The sequence below is a fragment of the Streptomyces sp. NPDC088400 genome (assembly GCF_044753355.1).
GTDB lineage: Bacteria > Actinomycetota > Actinomycetes > Streptomycetales > Streptomycetaceae > Streptomyces.
In genome coordinates this window covers 454,172-469,800 of the sequence record NZ_JBIVMZ010000001.1, presented here as the reverse complement: position 1 = coordinate 469,800, position 15,629 = coordinate 454,172, and the positions used below count along the sequence as shown (strand labels likewise).

15 protein-coding genes and 2 pseudogenes are annotated in these 15,629 nt (G+C 69.0%); 4 read left to right on the top strand and 13 right to left on the bottom strand.

Annotated elements, in window-relative coordinates:
* Nucleotides 1-43: 43 nt before the first annotated feature.
* The 3 genes from ACIQD6_RS02210 to ACIQD6_RS02200 all read right to left on the bottom strand — a co-directional run bounded on the left by ACIQD6_RS02210 (nt 44) and on the right by ACIQD6_RS02200 (nt 1,788).
* Nucleotides 44-550 carry a PASTA domain-containing protein gene (locus tag ACIQD6_RS02210; RefSeq protein ID WP_401877128.1) on the bottom strand — a complete coding sequence of 169 codons (507 nt, stop codon included), beginning with the start codon at nt 548-550 and terminating at the stop codon, nt 44-46.
* Nucleotides 547-1,116 (bottom strand): SigE family RNA polymerase sigma factor, encoded by a 570-nt coding sequence (locus ACIQD6_RS02205; protein ID WP_401877126.1) that lies wholly within the window; start codon nt 1,114-1,116, stop codon nt 547-549. The genes ACIQD6_RS02210 and ACIQD6_RS02205 overlap by 4 nt, the downstream gene beginning before the upstream one ends.
* Nucleotides 1,117-1,647: 531 nt before the next feature.
* A complete protein-coding gene (locus ACIQD6_RS02200) occupies nt 1,648-1,788 on the bottom strand; it encodes a hypothetical protein (RefSeq protein WP_401877124.1) in 141 nt (46 codons plus the stop codon).
* A gap of 226 nt (nt 1,789-2,014) precedes the next feature.
* On the opposite strand from ACIQD6_RS02200, the gene ACIQD6_RS02195 reads away from it, so the two are divergent.
* Together ACIQD6_RS02195 and ACIQD6_RS02190 are read left to right on the top strand one after the other, a co-directional pair.
* Nucleotides 2,015-2,860, top strand: coding sequence for a Scr1 family TA system antitoxin-like transcriptional regulator (locus ACIQD6_RS02195; protein WP_401877122.1), 846 nt, complete (start codon nt 2,015-2,017; stop codon nt 2,858-2,860).
* Nucleotides 2,857-3,051, top strand: coding sequence for a DUF397 domain-containing protein (locus ACIQD6_RS02190; protein ID WP_401877121.1), 195 nt, complete (start codon nt 2,857-2,859; stop codon nt 3,049-3,051). The genes ACIQD6_RS02195 and ACIQD6_RS02190 overlap by 4 nt, the downstream gene beginning before the upstream one ends.
* A 128-nt stretch (nt 3,052-3,179) precedes the next feature.
* On the opposite strand, the gene ACIQD6_RS02185 is transcribed toward ACIQD6_RS02190, so the two are convergent.
* The 4 genes and pseudogenes from ACIQD6_RS02185 to ACIQD6_RS02170 all read right to left on the bottom strand — a co-directional run bounded on the left by ACIQD6_RS02185 (nt 3,180) and on the right by ACIQD6_RS02170 (nt 7,217).
* The gene (locus ACIQD6_RS02185) at nt 3,180-3,629 is read right to left on the bottom strand and encodes a DUF5707 domain-containing protein (RefSeq protein ID WP_401877120.1); all 450 of its coding nucleotides are present in this window, start codon (nt 3,627-3,629) and stop codon (nt 3,180-3,182) included.
* Nucleotides 3,630-3,971: 342 nt separating this feature from the next.
* A pseudogene (locus tag ACIQD6_RS02180) lies at nt 3,972-4,412 on the bottom strand (SDR family NAD(P)-dependent oxidoreductase); the annotation flags it as partial.
* A gap of 263 nt (nt 4,413-4,675) precedes the next feature.
* Complete coding sequence (locus ACIQD6_RS02175) at nt 4,676-5,107, bottom strand: protein-tyrosine phosphatase family protein (protein WP_401877119.1); 432 nt, start codon at nt 5,105-5,107, stop codon at nt 4,676-4,678.
* Nucleotides 5,108-5,378: 271 nt separating this feature from the next.
* A complete protein-coding gene (locus ACIQD6_RS02170; protein ID WP_401877117.1) occupies nt 5,379-7,217 on the bottom strand; it encodes a phosphoenolpyruvate carboxykinase (GTP) in 1,839 nt (612 codons plus the stop codon).
* A 452-nt stretch (nt 7,218-7,669) separates the two neighbouring features.
* Here ACIQD6_RS02170 and ACIQD6_RS02165 point away from each other — a divergent pair, with 452 nt between their 5' ends.
* Together ACIQD6_RS02165 and ACIQD6_RS02160 are read left to right on the top strand one after the other, a co-directional pair.
* Nucleotides 7,670-8,395 carry a hemolysin III family protein gene (locus ACIQD6_RS02165; protein WP_401877115.1) on the top strand — a complete coding sequence of 242 codons (726 nt, stop codon included), beginning with the start codon at nt 7,670-7,672 and terminating at the stop codon, nt 8,393-8,395.
* 98 nt (nt 8,396-8,493) lie between these two features.
* Nucleotides 8,494-9,132, top strand: coding sequence for a TetR/AcrR family transcriptional regulator (locus ACIQD6_RS02160; protein ID WP_401877113.1), 639 nt, complete (start codon nt 8,494-8,496; stop codon nt 9,130-9,132).
* On the opposite strand, the gene ACIQD6_RS02155 is transcribed toward ACIQD6_RS02160, so the two are convergent.
* The 6 genes and pseudogenes from ACIQD6_RS02155 to ACIQD6_RS02130 all read right to left on the bottom strand — a co-directional run bounded on the left by ACIQD6_RS02155 (nt 9,117) and on the right by ACIQD6_RS02130 (nt 15,473).
* Nucleotides 9,117-10,946: an asparagine synthetase B family protein gene (locus tag ACIQD6_RS02155; RefSeq protein WP_401877111.1), complete on the bottom strand. Its 1,830-nt coding sequence runs from the start codon at nt 10,944-10,946 to the stop codon at nt 9,117-9,119. The two genes, ACIQD6_RS02160 and ACIQD6_RS02155, sit on opposite strands and share 16 nt — an antisense overlap.
* Before the next feature lie 60 nt (nt 10,947-11,006).
* On the bottom strand, nt 11,007-11,558 hold the full coding sequence (locus tag ACIQD6_RS02150; RefSeq protein WP_401877110.1) for a hypothetical protein: 552 nt from the start codon (nt 11,556-11,558) through the stop codon (nt 11,007-11,009).
* Nucleotides 11,559-11,584: 26 nt separating this feature from the next.
* On the bottom strand, nt 11,585-12,493 hold the full coding sequence (locus ACIQD6_RS02145; RefSeq protein WP_401877108.1) for a hypothetical protein: 909 nt from the start codon (nt 12,491-12,493) through the stop codon (nt 11,585-11,587).
* Complete coding sequence (locus tag ACIQD6_RS02140) at nt 12,490-13,536, bottom strand: hypothetical protein (RefSeq protein WP_401877107.1); 1,047 nt, start codon at nt 13,534-13,536, stop codon at nt 12,490-12,492. Before ACIQD6_RS02140 ends, ACIQD6_RS02145 begins: the two co-directional genes overlap by 4 nt.
* Nucleotides 13,537-13,854: 318 nt before the next feature.
* Nucleotides 13,855-14,708 (bottom strand): annotated as a pseudogene (locus tag ACIQD6_RS02135) (helix-turn-helix domain-containing protein).
* A gap of 12 nt (nt 14,709-14,720) precedes the next feature.
* Nucleotides 14,721-15,473: a DUF6879 family protein gene (locus ACIQD6_RS02130; RefSeq protein WP_401877105.1), complete on the bottom strand. Its 753-nt coding sequence runs from the start codon at nt 15,471-15,473 to the stop codon at nt 14,721-14,723.
* Nucleotides 15,474-15,629 lie beyond the last annotated feature (156 nt).

Here is a 15,629-nt window from a genome sequence, read left to right as displayed (position 1 = left end):
AGAAGGCGCAGTGTCGGGAAGAACGGGGGCAGGGCCTCTCAGGTCAGCCGGCGCAGAGCGTCAGATTGATGGTGTCGCCCTTGGACACGATCTGCGGGCTGTGGGGGTCGACCGCGATGACCGTGCCCGGCTTGCCCTCCTTGCCACAGGGCTTCTCACCGACCGTACCGAGTTCGAGCTGGGTCTTCAGCAGCAGCTGCTTGGCGAAGTCCAGGCTGAGGCCGCCGAATTCGATCTTGTACTTGCTGCCGGACAGCACCACGTTGGCGGCGTCGCCGTCGCTCGCGGCGCTCACGGCGGCAGGCTTCGGGGCGTCCGAACCGCTGGTCCCTGCGGTGGCCAGGGCCGTGCCACCACCGGCCACGATCAGGGCGGCGGCGATGCCGGCTATGGCCGTGGTCCGCTTACGGCGGGTCTTGCGCACGATGCCGGCCGTGTCGAAGTCCGGCGCGTCGGCGGAGTTCGCGAAGTCGTTCATGGCGTTCACCAGTTCCTCTTCGAAGGGTGTGTGACTGGTGCAGCCGGAAGGCCGCGAATCATTCGGAGTCATCGGGTTCCTTCCGTGGGCTGCTGTGATGAAGGGCCGGAGAGCGCGGGGTACTGGCTTCTGAGCTTGTCGATTCCGCGAGCGAGCTGGGACCGTACGGTGCTCGGCGAGATCCTGAGGTCGGCCGCGATCTCGGCATCGGACAGTTCGTGGAAGTACCGCAGCACCACCACCGTGCGCATGCGCATCGGCAGTTGCTGCAGGGCACGCACCAACTGGTCCCTGCTGTCTATACGCCCGTACTCATCGCCCGGAGCCGCCCTGTCGCCGGTGTCCTGCTGCGGAACCATGCGGCGGAACCTCCGCCACCGGTCGTTCGCCAGGTTCACCATGATCCGCCGCACGTACGCGTCCGGAGCATCCTTGGCGGCGATCGTGCGCCACTTGCGACAGGTCCGCTCCAGGGTTTCCTGGACCAGGTCCTCCGCCGCCTCGCGGTTCCCCGTCAAGACGAGGGCGCCACGGAACAACGCGGCCGACCGAGTCGCGACGAAACCGTGGAAATCGATCTCCGCCGACTCGGCCTCGCCGAGGCCGGCGCCCAGCTTCCACTCAGTTGCCAGATCCATCCGCTCCTCCCTTCCTGTCACCCCTCCTCGACGTGGAAGCCCGGTCATCTGCTGCATGGCCATTCTGTGAGCCGGGTCACAAGCCCTGGCGTGGACGCCCAGTTGGGCGGGGCGAGCCTGGAACCGTCAACCAGGCCCGCCCCTTGCGGCAGGCCGGACCCCTGCCATGAAGTCCGGCCCGTACTCCTCGAAAGCGGCCCGCTCCGCAACAGGCCGGCCTTCCGAGGTTCTCTCCGGCGCCCGCGACTACCGGAGAGGGCCTGTGTGGTGGTGCGACCACCTACGGAGCCGAACAGACCCCTGTGCGGTCCGGGCGGGCGCGCGAAGCCGGGGGATCACTTGGCATCACCCGACCGTCGATGTGGGTGCGCCGCGATCTGGCGGGTGCACTCCAAGACTGTTGACGCCCCGATCCCGCGAAGTGCGTTCTCCCGCCGCTTGTCCCACCAGGCACACACCTCGCACCCGTCGACCGGCTCCAGATCGCACGGCGGAGACAGCACGGCGGGCGAGATTCCCAGACGGCGACGTTCACTCGGCGCCATGAGCGCACCACCGTTCGAGCCCGGCGAGAGCGGCAGCCAGGAGAAGCGGCGTCGGCTCCGCGTACTCGCTGGGCACTTCGACGGGCAGTAACCGCCAGAAGGCCAGCTCCTCTACACTGTCGGCCAACTCGGCGTCGTTATAGGTAGGTTCATGGCGGTCTGCCATCGGTCACCCTTCCGTTCGCACGGACTCCTGAAAGCGGGGTGTTCAGAGTGCGACACGGAGCGTTACCTTAAAAGCCATTCGGCACCCAACCTGCAAGTTGGGTGTGCCGGCATATGACCAAGCGAATGACCTGCACACCTACGGCAGATGGCATCGACTTTCAGACCCTTGATGAAGGAGATTCATCGTGGTTGGTCAGCGCGAAGTTGACGGAGGGGAGAACGGAGAAGTGAGTAATCCGCGACGAGAATTCGGAGAGGCTCTGCGTGATGCGCGCGAGCTGCGGCCTGCGGGCAAGTGGACGCAAGCGCAACTTGCCCGAGAAGTTCGAACGTCCAGCTCCACGATCTCTCGCATCGAAGGCGGAGACCTTCCGATTCCCGGCAACTTGCCATCGATTTTTGATCAAGTCTTCGCAACAGATGGGAAGTTCAAGCGTCTGTACGAGCTGATCCAGGCGGACGGCTTTCCCGCTCACTCACGGCGGCGGATCGGGCTGGAGCCCCACTCGGCGGCCATCGCGGAGTGGACGCAGACAGTAGTGCCCGGTCTTCTCCAGACGGAGGCGTACGCGCGTGCCCTCTTCCGGGCAGGCGACCCCCGGGCCAGCGACCGTGAGATCTCGGCGATGCTGACAGCCAGGCTGGCGCGGCAAGACGTCTTCAAGCGCAGCTTCCCGCCCGACTTTTCCGCCGTCCTCTGCGAGTCGGTGATCAGACGTACCGTCGGTGGCCCGGACGTGATGCGGGATCAACTGGCCGCCCTGCTGGCACACGGGGCACGTCACACCAGCGTGGTGCAAGTCCTGCCCCTGGCTGCCGGCTGCCATGGGCTGATGGACGGCACGATGTCGATTCTGACACCGCGCGACGGGGCAATAATCGTGTACACGGAAGGCATCCGCTCCGGCGCGATCATCGAAGATCCTGGTTCCGTGCGGGAGCTGGCCCGGTCCTACGATGTTCTGACCGCATCGGCGCTCTCGCCCGACGCATCCGCACGTCTGATCCTGACGCATATGGAGGCGCTATGACCCGCAACTGGGTCAAGTCCAGCTACAGCAGCCAGGACGGCGGGAACTGCCTGGAGTGGGCGCCGTACGCGCAGGCCCACGAGGCGGGCATTCCGGTACGCGACAGCAAGCAGCCCACCGGCCCCGTACTCGTACTCTCCCCCGAAGCCTGGGCGGGCCTGGTCGAGTTCGCCAAGCGCGCCGAGGTGTAGCCGCGGCTGACCGCCGCCATCGTCAACCCCAGCGACGTCTCAGCCGCTCCAAGCTGCCAAAAGGGCGCCCGGCTTGGGCAGATGCCCGCCAGGCGCCCTTCTCCGGCGTGAGAGTTGCGTCCGGCGGCTCAGCGCGTGACGTTGAAGTCCGCGGCCTCGGGTACGAAGGTCGTGTCTCCGTCCTTGGCAGTCGCCAGCGCGGAGATGTGCCAGACGCCCTGGGGCAGTTCGGCGGCCTCCTCTCCGCTGACCGCCAGGGTGTAGGTGCACTCGGACGTCTCCGCCGAGGACTTCTCGCACGTGGCGCTCTCAACCTCCGCCATTTCCTCAGCGGTCGGCTTGAGGTCCGAACCCTTGGGCCAGGCCAGGACCTTGAGGCTCCGGACTCCCGAGTCGTCGGTCACCTTCACGGTGAAGGTGACCGAGCCCTTGGCGTCGGCGGTCGGGGCGACGTAGCGGGCCGAGCTGTTCTCCACGGTCGGCTTGGCGGGCGTGCTGGCGGACGCGATTCCGCCGATGGCGATACCGCCGAGAGCGACAGCACCGACGAGCGACGAAACAACAACGCGCTTGGACATGAGAATTCCCCTCAGAATGGCGACTACGCCGACCGGTAACGCATCTGTCCAACCCGCCGTACGGAACAATTCCTCCGCGTCGGCCGCCCGCAAGAAGAATGCACCGGGCGCCGATCAGAAGGACCGGGAAGAACTGTTTGTCGATGCGTTCTTGATGTCTCCGAGCCTATGGCCGCCGGAATGCGCGGTAATCGGGCTCCGGGATGATCGCCTCCTCCAACCAGAGATAGAGCCCGGCACGGCGTGTCCACCGGGGCCGTTGTGCGGCCATCGCGCTGGGTCAGTGTGTGCCTGGTGTGCCTGGTGTGCTTCGTGTCCATGCCGTCACCAGAGCCAGGAGACCGGGGAAACGGGCGTCGAGGTCGGCGATGCGTACATGGCGCCGGAACCGTGAACCGCCATGTCCCTGGCCGCTCGTCGACAACACAGCAGGTAGCCCAGGAAGTTCACGTCCACCACCCGCCGCAGGTCCTCCGTACGGGCATCGGCGAGTCTGCCGAGGGGGCCGGTCACACCGGCGTTGTTGACCAGCCCGGTCACCGGCCCGAGTTCGGTCACGGCGGTGTCGAACAGCCGCTCCACGTCCGCCTCGTCGGAGGGGTCCGCCCGTACGGTGACGCAGCGCGCCCCCGCCGCGCGCACGGCGTTCGCCGTCTCCTCGGCGGCTCCGGCGTCGCTGACGTATCCGAGGGCCAGGTCATGCCCCTCGGCCGCCAGCCGGACGCAGGTCGCGGCGCCGATTCCTCGGCTGCCGCCTGTGACGAGAGTGACCGGACGTGACACTGCTGCCTCCTGTGATCACGTGCAGGTGCGTGGAGCGGCACCTGTTCAGGTGCCGCTGAGCAGCATCGAGCCGCACTCCACCACGGGCATCCCACCACGAGGTCCTGGCGGTCCGGGTGAGGAGAGGAACGTGCCGCGTCGCACTGAGCGTCACATCGGACGCGTCACAACGCCCGGCGTCACAACGGGCGCGTCACGCCGGGCGCGTCACACCAGGCGTGTCACAACGGGCGCGTCACGCCGGGCACGTCACACCAGGCGCGTCACAACGGGAAGCGGGAGACGAAGCGGCGTTGCCACGGTGTCTCGACGGCGCGGCGCGCGTAGTGCTCCCGTACGTAGGCGACCGCCTCGCCCTGGGGCACCCCGTCCAGTACCGCGAGGCAGGCCAGAGCCGTACCGGTGCGTCCGTATCCGCCGCCGCAGGCGACCTCGACGCGTTCCGTCCCGGCGCGTTCCAGGGCCTCGCGCAGTGCGTCGGCCGCCGCGGGCCGGTCGGCCGGCAGCCGGAAGTCGGGCCAGCGGAGCCACCGGGACTCCCAGTCGACGGCGGGCGGTTGGTGGCCCAGCAGGTACAACGCGAAGGTGGGCACCGAGCCCTCCGGAAGCGGCCGCCTCAGCCCCCGGCCCCGTACGAGCCGGCCCGACGGCAGTCGCAACACGCCCGCTGCTGCGGGCTCCCACAACGAAGTCACCCGCGCGAGCGTAGCCCGTCACACTCCGCCCCGGACCGGAATCACGGAACCGGGGCGGAACCGGGCGGAACCGGAATCACAGCCCCCGGGCCGGAGAACAGTCCGGTCATGCGTACGACCCGCGCCCCGGAGCCATGCGGGGGCTCCGGGGCGCGGGTCGTACGTGCCTGGGGCGTACGGCGACGAACGAACACCGCCGGTCACGCCCTCAGGACGAGTTGGTCACGTCCCAGCGTGAACTGATCACGTCCCAGGATGAGTTACGAGTTGGTCAGCCCAGGCGCTCGACCAGCGCGTGGTACTCGTCCCACAGCTCCTTCGGCGTGTGGTCGCCGAAGGTGTTGAGGTGCCCGGGGACCAGCGCCGCCTCCTCGCGCCAGACCTCCTTGTCGACCGAGAGCAGGAAGTCCAGCTCGGCTCCGGACAGCGCCAGGCCGTTCGTGTCGAGGGACTCCTTCGTCGGCAGGATGCCGATCGGGGTCTCGACGCCCTCGGCCTTGCCGTCCAGGCGCTCCACGATCCACTTCAGTACGCGGCCGTTCTCACCGAAGCCCGGCCACACGAACTTGCCCGCCTCGTCCTTGCGGAACCAGTTCACGTAGTAGATCTTCGGCAGCTTCGACTGGTCCTTGTCGGCACCGACCTTGACCCAGTGGCCCATGTAGTCGCCCATGTTGTAGCCGCAGAACGGCAGCATGGCGAACGGGTCGCGGCGCAGCTCGCCGACCTTGCCCTCGGCCGCCGCCGTCTTCTCGGAGGCCACATTGGCGCCGAGGAAGACGCCGTGCTGCCAGTCGAAGGACTCCGTGACCAGCGGTACGGCGGAGGCGCGGCGGCCACCGAAGAGGATCGCCGAGATCGGCACGCCCTTGGGGTCCTCCCACTCGGGGGCGATGATCGGGCACTGACCGGCCGGGACGGTGAAGCGGGCGTTGGGGTGGGCGGCCGGGGTGGCGGACTCCGGCGTCCAGTCGTTGCCCTTCCAGTCCGTGAGGTGCGCGGGCAGTTCCTCGGTCATGCCCTCCCACCACACGTCGTTGTCGTCGGTGAGCGCGACGTTGGTGAAGACCGAGTTGCCCCACATGGTCTTCATGGCGTTGGCGTTGGTGTGCTCGCCGGTACCGGGCGCGACACCGAAGAAGCCCGCCTCGGGGTTGATCGCGTAGAGCCGGCCGTCCTCGCCGAAGCGCATCCACGCGATGTCGTCGCCGATGGTCTCCACGGTCCAGCCGGAGATGGTGGGCTCCAGCATGGCGAGGTTCGTCTTGCCGCACGCGGACGGGAAGGCCGCCGCGACGTACTTCGACTCGCCCTGCGGCGGCGTCAGTTTGAGGATCAGCATGTGCTCGGCGAGCCAGCCCTCGTCGCGGGCCATGACCGACGCGATGCGCAGCGCGTAGCACTTCTTGCCCAGCAGGGCGTTGCCGCCGTAGCCGGAACCGTACGACCAGATCTCGCGCGACTCGGGGAAGTGCGAGATGTACTTGGTGGTGTTGCAGGGCCACGGCACATCGGCCTCGCCCTCCGCGAGCGGCGCGCCCAGCGTGTGGACGGCCTTGACGAAGAAGCCGTCGGAACCCAGCTCGTCCAGGACGGGCTGTCCCATCCGGGTCATCGTGCGCATGGAGGCCGCGACGTACGCGGAGTCGGTGATCTCGACACCGATCGCGGACAGCGGCGAGCCGAGCGGGCCCATACAGAACGGCACGACGTACATCGTCCGGCCCCGCATCGATCCCCGGAAGACACCCTTGTCACCCTTGGAGCCGTCGCCCGTGAAGATCTCCCGCATCTCCGCCGGAGCCTTCCAGTGGTTCGTCGGGCCCGCGTCCTCCTCCTTCTCGGAGCAGATGAACGTACGGTCCTCGACGCGCGCCACATCGCTCGGGTCGGAGGCGGCGTAGTACGAGTTCGGCCGCTTGATGGGGTCCAGTTTCTTGAACGTGCCCTTGGCGACGAGCTCCCCGCACAGGCGCTCGTACTCACTCTCGGATCCGTCGCACCAGACGACCCTGTCCGGCTGCGTGATTTCTGCGATCTCGTCGACCCAGGAGATCAGTTCCTGGTGGTCGGTGGGGACGGTGGTGGGAGCCGCGATGTCGCGCGCCACGATTGCTCCTTGGTGAGGGATTTGAGGTGATATGCCCCTTGGGGGCTGCGACCCGGACACTACGTAGCTGCTCATCCGGTGCCGACCGCACTCATTTGATCATCCGACTCATCCGCCCATATGTCCAGAGGGCCTCACACGTGAGCATCGCCACTCATGCGCCATGCATGCGGCACGCCTGAGACATCCGGCCGGCACCTCCCCGCCATTCACGCGACAGCGCACGGCGGTTCACCACGGTGAGTGACGGCGAGTGACAGCAAGTGGCGGCGTAGAGGGGCGGCGAGCGGCGGGGGCGGGGGCGACGAGTGGCGGTGAAGGTCGGCGAGTGGCGGTGAAGGTCGGCGGGTGGCGGCAAGTGGCAGGTCGGCGCCCGCACCTCCTGCCCGGCCGCCGACCTGACTTGTCCGCGCCCGACCGCCTACCTACGCAGGCGTAGGTAGCATGAACCCATGACTCCTGCCGCGTCCGACGACCCGCTCGCGAACCCCCAGCAGTCCGGGCCGCCCGAAGGGGGCCCCGTCGAGATTCAGCTGCCGAGCCCGGTCAAGCCGAAGCTGCGCGGCTGGTTGCACGCGGGGATGTTCCCCGCCGTACTGATAGCGGGACTGGCACTGATCGTCCTGACCGATTCCACCCGCGCCCGCGTCGCGTGCGGGATCTACGTCCTGACGGCCTGCCTGCTCTTCGGAGTCAGCGCGGTCTACCACCGCGGCACCTGGGGTCCGCGCGGCGAAGCCGTACTGCGCCGCCTCGACCACGCCAACATCTTCCTGATCATCGCGGGCACCTACACCCCGCTGACCATGCTGCTGCTGCCCGAATCGAGCGGCCGGACGCTGCTCTGGGCGGTATGGGCCGCCGCCATCGCCGGTATCGCCTTCCGGGTCTTCTGGGTCGGCGCACCACGCTGGCTCTACACCCCCTGTTACATCGCGATGGGCTGGGCCGCCGTCTTCTTCCTGCCCGAATTCCTGCGCGCCGGCGGGATCGCCGTACTCGTCCTGGTGATCGTCGGCGGACTCCTCTACAGCGCCGGCGGCGTGATCTACGGGCTCAAGCGCCCCAACCCGTCACCGCGGTGGTTCGGCTTCCACGAGGTGTTCCACTCCTTCACCCTGGCCGCGTTCGTCGTGCACTTCGTCGGCATCTCCCTCGTCGCCTATCAGCACTCCTGACGTACAGCGACCAGCGACCAGCGACCGCTGCGCCACAAGGCGCCCACCGATGCTCGCCGATGCCGACCGATGCCGACCGATGCCCGACAATGGCGACCATGGCCGCCACCTCACGTATCCGTTCCGATGAGCAGCCGGCCCAACTGGGGCTGCGCGAGCGCAAGAAGCTCAAGACCCGGATCGCGATCCGCGGCGCCGCGTACCGGCTCATCTCCGAGCAGGGGTACGAGGCGACCACCGTCGAGCAGATCGCGGAGGCCGCGGAGGTCTCCCCCTCTACCGTCTTCCGCTACTTCCCGGCCAAGGAAGACATGGTCGTCACCGACGAGTACGACCCGCTCCTGGCGGGCCTGTTGCGGGCGAGGCCGGCCGGGGAAGCTCCGCTGGAGTCGTTCCGCCTCATCGTGGTGGAGACGCTGAGGAACGCCCTGGCCACCGAGCGTGACGAGATGGTCCTGCGCGCCAAACTGCTGGTCGAAGTCCCGGCCGTGCGCGCCCGGATGACCGAGGCACTGTCGGTGTCGGCGCGACCGCTCAGCGGCGTACTCGCGGAGCGCACCGGCCGCGACCCGGCCGGCCTGGAGTTCCGGATCTTCGTCGCCGCAGCGTTCGCCGCCCTGCGCGAGGTGACGATCTACTGGGGCGAGCGTGGCTGCCGGGACGACCTGATCGACCTGGCCGACAGCGCCCTGGCCGGCCTCGAAGGCGGCCGACAGCTCTGTCAGTTCACGTCGTAGGCGCGCAGCCACAGTTCCAGGGTGAGCACGAGCCACAGTTTCCCGCCCTGCCGGGGCAGCAGCGTGCCCTCCCGCCGCATCCACGCGCGCACGGTGTCCTCCCGGAACAGCCCCCGGGCGCGCGCCTCCCTGCCCAGCAGAAGATCGCCGGCCAGCTCCCGCAACGGCCCACCGAGCCACTGCTGCACCGGCACCCGCATACCGCTCTTCGGCCGGTCCACGACGGTGCCGGGCAGCAGGTCCCGTACGGCCTCCTTCAGCACCCACTTCTCCACGGCGCCGTTCAGCTTCCAGCGTGGTGGCGTGGCGAAGGCGTGATCCACCACCCGGCGGTCGAACAGCGGGGCGCGGCCCTCGATGCCCTGGGAGGCGGTGAGCCGTTCGACCTTGGTGAGGATGTGGTGGGCGCCCTTGGTCCGGAGGTTGCAGTGCAGGAGCTGGTTGAGCAGATGGTTCATCCGGCCGTCCCTGGCCTCGGGGCGCAGATACGGAGTGACGAACCGCTGCGGGGGCGGCGCTGCGGCCAGGGCGTCCAGCGCGTCGGCGGTGAGCAGGTCGGGCAGGTCGGTGAAGCACTTACGGTACGAGCGCAGGTACGCGGTCTCGCGCGCGTCGTCCGCGTATCCGCCGCGTCCCCTGTTTCCGTCGTATCCCCTGCTTCCGTCAGGCACGTCGGGCACGTCGTCGCGGTGCATCTCCTGTACGAGCATGGGCAGGTTCTTCGGGCCGCCGAACACCGGGTCGCCGCCCTCCCCGTTGAGTACGACGTTCAGGCCGTCGCCCGCCACGGCCTCCGCCAGCATCAGGTTGGGCACGGTCAGCGGATCGCCGACGGGGCTGTCGAGCAGCCCGGCGGCCTCCGCGAGGCGCGCGGCCACGGCGTCCCCCGACACGTTGAGCACCCGGTGCCGGGTGTGGCAGTGCGCGGCGACGAGGCCCGAGTAGCCCAGTTCGTTGGGGAGTTCGTCGCCGAAGCTGATGGAGTACGTGTGTACCGGGTGGGCGTGCAGCTTGGCGGCGAGCGCGGTGACCAGCGAGCTGTCGACGCCGCCGGAGAGCAGTACGCCCACGGCCTCCGCGTCCGGCAGCCGCATCGCCGTGGCCTCCTCCAGCAGTTCGCGCAGACGCAGGGCGTACGGCTCGGACGAGGCGGCGCGCTCCCCGCCCTTCATCGCGTCCCGCTCCCCGATTCGCTCCTCGGGCTCCCAGTACGGCTCCTCCGCCACGGCCCCGTCCGCCGAGAGCCGCAGGCAACGCCCGGGGAGCACCTCCCGTACACCGCGCAGCAGCGTCTCCTCGCCCGGCAGGTACGCGAACGTCAAGAAGGAACGTACGGCCGCCAGTTCGAGCCCCGTACCGAGCGCCGGCCAGCGGCGCAGCGACCGCAGCGAGGTCGACGCGGCCCAACAGCCGTCGGCACGGGCGTAGAACAGGGTGCGGGCGCCCACATGGTCGCGGATCAGGACCAGTTCACCGCCGTCGTGCACGGCGAGCGCGAACATGCCCTCCGCCGCACGGATCCCGGCGGCGCCGAGCCGCGCCCAGCAGCGCAGCAGCAGTTCGCCGTCCGGGCAGCCGGGCGGGGCCGGGGCGCCGGACTGAGCGAGCGCGGCGAGGAGTTCGGGCCGGTTGTGCAGGGTGACCTCGCCCACGGCGGTACGGCCGTACGCGGTGAACGGGCCGCGGGCGGGGCCCGGTTCGGCCTCGACCAGCCCGATTCCGGGCGCGTCGGCGCGTACGGTGGCGCCCATCGCGGCGAGCTGGTCCGCCGCCCGGTCAGGGGTCGCCGCCAGGCAGGCACAGAAGCGCGCCATGGTGACCTCGTCCTCTCGTTCTACGATTCGTACCGAAGCTCGTGTCAGGACTCGTACGGATCATCCGAAGTCGTCGTCGCTCCAGCCGCCGTCGTCGTCGGAGCTCCAGCCGTCGTCGGAGTCCCAGTCGTCGCCGGCGCCACCAGCGTCGCTGCTGCCGCCACCGCCACCGTCACCGCTGCCGCCTCCGCCGGAGGAACTCTGCGCAGCCGCCTGCTGCCGTAGTTCCTCCTCCTCTTCGGGACTCAGCGTCTCCGGCGGGAGCTGGGCCGCCGTGACGGCGAGGGCCGCCAGACCGAGTCCGCCCAGGAGGGCGCCCATGCGCCCGCCGAACGACGTTCTGTTGACCAGAACCGTTTCTCCCCGGCCCCAGACCGTACGGCCGTAGCCGATGTCCCGGCCGTACGTCACGGTGCCGTTCGCGTACTGCCGTTTGATGATCCGCCCGCCGAGGAGTTCGTCGGTGCCCGAAGCGCCCTGGTTGTCGCGCCAGCTCACCAGGAGACCGACGTCCCGCCGGCGCCACTCCTCGCGCCCGTCCTCGTATCGGCGGTGGACGCTTCCGTCCGCGAGCAGTTCATCCCGGTACGAGATTTCGCGTGGCCGATTCATCGCCTCTTGTCCTTGTTATCGACTGGTCAGTTCGTCGGCCATGTCATAAATCCCGCCGTGCGCAGGTCACGCAGCCCGCTCCACGCGGAGTGGCCGGGCGTTTTCGGGCCACGCACCAGGCGCAGGACGGCACGCAGCAGACGGTCCGGAGGTACGGACTCCACCTCGGCGAACCGCCCTTGGGCGAGCCAGTCGAGTTCGTGGGGTTCGAGCGCGGCGGGGAGGCCTGCGGCGCCGGGATCCCGTGCGGGACCGCGCCGCGAGATCAGGCGCAGGGCGGTGGCGTGCCGGGGTACGAGGCCCATGGACGTGACCCGTATGCCGGCGGTGGCTCGTACGCCGGAGACTTCGAAGGCACCCGAGACTGCGACCGCGCCCGAGACTTCGGCCCGCACCCGTGCGGTGAGCGCGATGCCTTCCACGCTCGCGTCGTGCAGGACATGCACGGGGGCGCCCTCCACCCTCCCGAGCCCGGTCAACAGCCGTGTATCGAGGGGCAGATCGTCGGCGGCGAACACAGGGCAGGCGGCCTCCAGATGCACATCGTTCGCGAGGAGCATCCGGGCCACGGAACGGCTCTGGCAGACGAGCAGCCGAGGCAGTCCGTAGTCGTAGAGGTCGGGCTCCGAGGGCTCCAAGGGGTGCCTTGATTGTCGGGACGTCCCGGACTCGGGTACGGCGGCCAGCAGCCCGGTCACGTTCCCGTGACGGCGCAAGACCTCCTCGTACCGTTCGTACCGTACGGGCAGGGCGGGCATCAGCGGGATCCCGCGTGGGACTACGTGCAGCGGGCGCCGCAGGACGCGGCACAGCTCGTAGTACAACTGGCGTTCGGTGAACCGGATCCGGCCGGGCGCGCCTGCTCGCGCGGCGGCGGTGACGAGGGCGCGGTCGAGGAGCCGGGTACCGAGGCCGGCCGCGACGCGTGTGGTCATCGGGCGGCCTCGCCGGGCCAGGTGAGGAATCCGACGGCCTCGGCCTTGCGCCGATCGTCCTCGGCCTCGCGCCCGTCGGGATCGGCGGCGGCGGTGACGCGTTCGGCGGCCTTCGTGACGACGGCGAGGAGCTTGGCGGGCGGCACCCCGACAAGAAGGCACGACCAGCCCTTGGCCAGCCAGTCCACCTCGGCGGCGGTCAGCGTCGCGGAGTCGCGCAGCTGTCGGACGAGCTCCCGCGAGGGTTGACGGCCGCGCACCGGCACCGCGCCCCGCGCACTCATCACGGCGCGCGGCGGCAGCCCGGCGTCCACGACCTTGCGCCCTGGCAGCGCGTCGCGGGTCCGCCGGGCCAGCAGGCATCCGTTCGCGTCGGCGTCGTGCAGCACGATGACGGGCACCGCGTCCGGCACCCGCCGGACATCGGTGGCGAGGGCGACACCGAATCGCTCCGGCACCTCGTTGGCGGCCAGGAAGGCGAGCACGCCCGCGTCCGGACAGAGCAACGCGGCGCGCGGACCGCCCTTCAGGGCTACGGCGGGGACCCTGGTGCCGTCCACGATCCCGGCCGGGAGCGCGCCGTACACATCCGGCCACTGGTGCGTCAGGGTGGAGCGGAAGCCACTGAGCGGGAACGTGATCCTGCCCCGCGAGCTGCCGTTCAGCATGAGGCCCACGCCGACGACGACGCATACGAGGAGCGGGATCCCGAGGAGGACGAGCCCATCGTTCTCCTCGCCCCCGGAGATGCCCACGCCCAGCCCGCCGGCGCACAACAGCGCACCGGTCATCATCACGATGACACCCTTGCGCCTGCTTTTCCCCTTGAGCGTCCTGCGCGACAACGCGAACCAGAGCTGGCCGACGGTGACCGTCAGCCGGCCCCCGTCCGTGATCTTCTCGCTGACCCGGCGGACCCGCAGATCGTGGAGGCCCAGCGAGTTGGTCTTGGGGTCGAAGACGAACTTGCGCCGGCACTTGGAACAGGTGGAACCGGTCCGCTCCCTCTGGAGCAGGCTGTGGGCGCAGTGCGGGCAGATCACCGGGAACCCTCCGACACTGCGGCGACGTACGGCAGTTCATCCGTCGGCCGACCCATCCCCCGCGATCCGGGCCGACCGGAACCAGCACACACCTCGGACATCGACGCTCCCCCCAAGACGCTCAAGGCGCTCCCCCAACGCTGTCGCCAGGCACACGATCGCACCCTGAACCCCGATCGGGAACACATGGAGGGGATGTTGTGACCGAACATTGGCGTTTCCGCAGGCAATCAGGGCACTGGAGTTCCCGTCAGAGCCCTCGCCTCTGCCATTGTCGGCATCGTGCCCGGAGTCTTGTGACGCGGGCACGCCCACATGTCATGGATAAGGGCCCAGTGCGCGGCGAGCCGCGTTGATGACGTTGTGGGCGTCGGACTCGTACACAGCCGACTCGCGAAGGGTGCGCCAGACCTTCGAGTACAAGGCGACGTTGTCGGCGTCGTCCAACCACATCTCGGCGTGCCAGTCCTCGGCGACCACCAGGCGGTCGTCAAGGGCCCAGAAGCCATTGGCGGGCACGATCTTGACCGATGCTGTGAACGGGATGATGCCGAGCTCGACCGTGTCCATGCCGATCATCCCCCTGAGCCGGTCGAGCTGGGCGATCAGCACCGAGGGCGGGCAGATCAGCGACCGCAACGCGGCTTCCCCCATCAGCACGTGCAGCTTGCGGCCTGGCCGGTACAGCCACTCCTGACGCTGCGCCCGGGAGCGCACGGCGGCCTCGATGTCGTTGGCTCCGCCCAGCAACTCCGCATAGCGCTGAATGACGTGGCGGGCGTACTCGGGAGTCTGCAACAGACCGGGGACCACCGACTCTTCCAGATCCATATCTGTGAGGTGCGGTCGATCTCCGCGCTCAGCCCCTCGTACAGCGGCTTGAAGCCGTTCGCCAGCGCGCGACGCCATGACCTGATGTGGGACTCGAACCCGGCCAGCCGGGCCGCAAGCTCGGGGTACACGCCCGGCTGCTCGGTCGCGTCGGCCCATGCCTTCAAGTCCTCGGGGGCGGCCGTCTGCTTGCCGTTCTCCAGCTTGCTGACCTTGGAGCCCTGCCAGCCGAGCCGCTGGGCGAGCTGCTGACCGGTGAGCCGACCGCCAGGGCACGTGATCCGTAGTTCACGCAGGCGCGCCCCCAAGGCCGCCCGTGCCTGCTGATAGTCAGTGCTCACCGGTCACGCGCGCTATTCGGTCGCGGCCACCTGCGCCGCGAACTGGTCGTACGGGATGGCGTTCTGCATGGCCGTGTCACGGATGATGGCGTACCGCACGACCTCGGCCGGTTCGGTGATCAGCTCGATGTCGAGCATGTTGTCTTCGTCATCGAAGTGCAGCAGGGCGACGATCCGCGAGTCGAAGATCCAGAAATCCTCGGCGGGCAGGGTGGCCCTGTCGGCGTCCTCGCGCCACAGGTAGCGCATGTCCTCACCGACTGCCGCGTTGTGCCGGGCGTAGCCGAGCAGGAACAGTTGCTCCATGGTGGGCGGGATGTCGGCCACGCGGACGCGGCCGACGCGCTTGCCCGCTTCCGTCTGCGCCTTGATGTTGACGAACCAGGGCTCGTTGGGGTCGCAGGGCGATGAACCGGTGGCCAGGAACTCCTGAAAGTCGGGGTCCTGTCGGTCCGACGCGTAGCCGCGCCGCGTCTCCAGACGCCAAGCAGTGTGCTCGAAGGTCTTGAAGAGACGCCGGAAGGTGTCCCGGTCGACCAGTTCCGGCACGCGCTCCATCTCCTTCGGTCCCCAGTTCACGAGCAGTTCGCGCGGTACGGCCACCGCCGCGTCGTCCGGACCGAAGTGCTGGAGCTGTGCGAGGTCTCCGGGGTCGGTCACGGGCCTGCCTTGAACGATGATCTCGCCGGTGCCTTCGTCCGTGTGCAGGGCGGGGCAACCGTCGACCTTGCTGTCTGTGCCGGTGAAGCGCAGCTGACGAGCCATGGACGCTCTCCCTTCCCGGGGTGTTGATCCGACAGCATGGCCGGAGCCTCAGCTCGCTTCTACAGAGTCAGGCAGGGTCCAGGAGAAAACATCAGCAATCTTCGTTGCCTGGCGGGCAAATTCGAGCCCGGGTACCCAAGTCCCACCGCCCGGGTA